The organism is Sphingomonas sp., from assembly GCF_035758555.1.
Lineage (GTDB): Bacteria > Pseudomonadota > Alphaproteobacteria > Sphingomonadales > Sphingomonadaceae > Sphingomonas_B.
This window is the reverse complement of sequence record NZ_DASTXI010000133.1, coordinates 1-2,825: the sequence shown is the minus strand read 5'-3', so window position 1 is coordinate 2,825 and position 2,825 is coordinate 1. Positions and strand designations below refer to the sequence as shown.

Annotated in this window: 4 protein-coding genes; 1 reads left to right on the top strand and 3 read right to left on the bottom strand. The window is 67.5% G+C overall.

Annotated elements, in window-relative coordinates; genetic code table 11:
* A partial coding sequence (locus tag VFT73_RS08250) for a M20/M25/M40 family metallo-hydrolase (RefSeq protein ID WP_326409784.1) occupies nt 1-1,007 on the bottom strand: 1,007 nt, incomplete at its 3' end.
* 106 nt (nt 1,008-1,113) lie between these two features.
* A complete protein-coding gene (locus VFT73_RS08245) occupies nt 1,114-1,785 on the bottom strand; it encodes a glutathione S-transferase family protein (protein ID WP_326409783.1) in 672 nt (223 codons plus the stop codon).
* A gap of 38 nt (nt 1,786-1,823) precedes the next feature.
* Here VFT73_RS08245 and VFT73_RS08240 point away from each other — a divergent pair, with 38 nt between their 5' ends.
* Nucleotides 1,824-2,384: a hypothetical protein gene (locus VFT73_RS08240; protein WP_326409781.1), complete on the top strand. Its 561-nt coding sequence runs from the start codon at nt 1,824-1,826 to the stop codon at nt 2,382-2,384.
* On the opposite strand, the gene VFT73_RS08235 is transcribed toward VFT73_RS08240, so the two are convergent.
* A complete protein-coding gene (locus VFT73_RS08235) occupies nt 2,372-2,767 on the bottom strand; it encodes a GFA family protein (RefSeq protein ID WP_326409779.1) in 396 nt (131 codons plus the stop codon). The two genes, VFT73_RS08240 and VFT73_RS08235, sit on opposite strands and share 13 nt — an antisense overlap.
* Nucleotides 2,768-2,825 lie beyond the last annotated feature (58 nt).

The following is a 2,825-nucleotide window of genomic DNA, read 5'->3' as shown; positions in this document are numbered from 1 at the left end:
ATCGTCGGCGCGGTGGTCGTGCGTACGGCGGCGGCGGTGCGCGGGTTGGCGACCAGTTGGCGGCGGATCAGCGGTTCGGTCAGCCAGCGGTTGGCGATCACCGCCTTCAGCGGCTGGTCCATATAGGGCGCGAGCGTGGTCAGCATGTCGCCGGTCAGGCCCTGCACGCGTGCCGGGAATGGATCGTCTGCCAGCCGTTCGACCGCGCGTGCGATGCGGACCGCGGCGTTGTCGGGCGTGGGCATCGACGAATGGCCGCCGGCGCCGCTCGCGGTGAGCTCGACGGAGACATAGCCTTTCTCCGCCATGCCGACGACTGCGACCGGCCGGTTCACGCCCGCCAGCACGCCGTCCAGCACGGCGTAGCCTTCATCGAGCGCCAGCGCGATCCTCGCTCCGCGCGCCTTCAACAGTGCCGCCATCGCCCTCGCGCCGGAGCCGCCGCGTTCCTCGTCATGGCCGAAAGCGAGATAGATGGTTTGCCGGGGCCGATAGCCGCGCGCGAGCAGCCGCTCGGCGGCTTCCAAAATCGCGATCAGCGACATCTTGTCGTCGATCGTGCCGCGGCCCCAGACGAAGCCGTCAGCGATGACGCCCGCGAACGGCTTGTGCGTCCATTTGGCTTCGCTGGAGCCTTCGATCGGCACCACGTCCTGATGCGCTGCGAGCAGCAGGGCGGGGGCGTTCGGGTCGGTGCCGAGCCAGGTGAAGAGCAGGCTGTGGCCGGCGGCGACTTCTTTCTTCAGCGCGGCATGGACGCGCGGATAGCTGGCGGCGAGGTGCGCGGCGAAGGCGTCGAGCACGGCATCGGGTGCCGGCCCGGCCTCGGTCGAGATCGTCGGGATGCGGATCGCCTGCGCGAGGTGCTGGACGGCGGCTTGGTCGACCGGCGGCGGGGGCAGAGGCTCCCCGAGCTTTTCGGGCCGGAGGCGGAGGGTGTTGATCGTAAGGACGGCCGCGAGCAGCAGAATCGCTGCGAGTATCACCAGACCAATGCGCTTGAGCATCTCACCCCCGTCACCCCGGACTTGATCCTGGGTCCCGCTTTTGTGCCGTGTAGGAAGAACAAGCTGGACCCCGGGTCAAGCCCGGGGTGACGGCTCCAAAGAGCCGTCAAAAATCCACCTTGTCGTAGTGCTGGGGCGGGCTGATCACTTCCATCCGCTCGCTCAGCAGCGGGCGGAAGCTGGGCCGGCTCTTCAGCCCGGAATACCAGCGCTTGGTCTGCTCGTGGCCGCGCCAATCGATGCCGCCCAGATAATCGGCGACCGAGATGTGCGCGGCGGCAGTCAGGTCGGCGAGGCTCATGGTGGCGCCACCCAGCCAGTTGCGGTGGTCGAGCAGATAGTCGGTATAGTCGAGGTGGTTGAGCGCGAGCTTCATCGCCTCGCGCAGAACGCGCGCGTCGGGGCTCAGCCGCTCGATCAGCCGCTTCTTCATCCGTTCGTGCATCAGGGGCGCGACCACGTCGGCGAAGAATTGCTCGTCGAACCAGGCGACCAGCCGCCGGATTTCGGCGCGGTTGATCGCGGTGCCGTTGATCATCGGCGCCTTGTTGACCGTCTCCTCGAAGAACTCGCAGATCGCCCAGCTGTCGATCAGGACGGTGCCCTTGTCGGCCTCCACCATCATCGGCGTGCGGCCGGCTGGATTTAGGTCGAGGAACTCGTCGCGCCGCTCCCACGGGGATTCGCGGACCAGATCATAGCCGACGCCCTTTTCGCCGAGCAGCAGGCGGACTTTGCGGGAAAAGGGACAGAGCGGGAATTGGAACAGTTGCCACATCGCCATTCGTGTTAGGGGTGAAGCGGCGAGGGGGGAAGATGCTGACGATGCTGTTTCTGCTCGGCACCGCGATCGGTTTCGGGTTCGCGGCCGAGCGCTGGCCCTGGGCGGTGGCGGCGGCGGTCGTGCTCGCCGCCTGGGCGATGACGCGGCTGCCGGATATCGATCTGATGGTTGGCCTGGGCCATCGCAGCGGGCTGACGCACAGCCTGTTGCCCGTCGGGATCGCCTGTGCGCGGCGGCGCTGGTGGCCGATCGCGGCCGGCGTGGCGCTCGGACTTGGGCTGCACCTCTCCGCCGACGCGTTTCCGAACGCGATGCGCGGTTATGCGACGGTCAAGCTGCCGGGCCTGGGATCGATCGGGGCCGGGGCATCCTATGCCTGGCTGACGGCAAACGCGGTCGCCGCGCTGCTGCTCGGCGCATGGCTGCTTGGACGCGTGCTCGCGCCAAAGATCGCGCTGGCCGTGCTTGGCGCCGTGGCGGCCATTGGCGTCTTTTATCTTTTCAGCACGGACGGCGGCTGGTGGGCGCTGGCGATGTTCGGCGGCACCGGCTGGCTGGCGGTGCGGGGCCGCCGCGCAGTTCAGCCGGGATAGCGCTCGAACTTCGGCAGTTCGTCGAGCTTCTCCGTCCAGCGCAGATGCTCGGCATATTGGATGTGCGCGGCCGGCGGCACCGCCTCGGGATCGTCGAGCGTCGCGCTCTGGATGTCGGTCAGCCCGGCGAGCGCGGTGTCGTTGGTGTAGAACAGGCCGGTTCCGCAATCGGGACAGAAATGCCGGCGGCCATGCTCGGACGAAGCATGCACCCTGGGCGCGCCCTTGGTGACGCTCACGCCGTCCGATTTGAAGGCGATCCATCCGACCATCGGCGCGCCGGCGGAGCGGCGGCAATCATGGCAATGGCAGATCGCGTGATGCAGCGGCTCGCCCTCCGCAACATAGCGCACATTCCCGCACTGACAGCCTCCGGTCGCCATACATTCCTCCCCTTCCGTTTCTGGTTTGTTCTATATCTAACGTGACGCCGTATCAAGG

Excerpts from the sequence above, each read along its gene's own strand:
- VFT73_RS08240 (WP_326409781.1), top strand. The coding sequence starts at position 1,824 with ATGCTGACGATGCTGTTTCTGCTCGGCACCGCGATCGGTTTCGGGTTC.
- VFT73_RS08235 (WP_326409779.1), bottom strand. The coding sequence starts at position 2,767 with ATGGCGACCGGAGGCTGTCAGTGCGGGAATGTGCGCTATGTTGCGGAG.
- VFT73_RS08245 (WP_326409783.1), bottom strand. The coding sequence starts at position 1,785 with ATGTGGCAACTGTTCCAATTCCCGCTCTGTCCCTTTTCCCGCAAAGTC.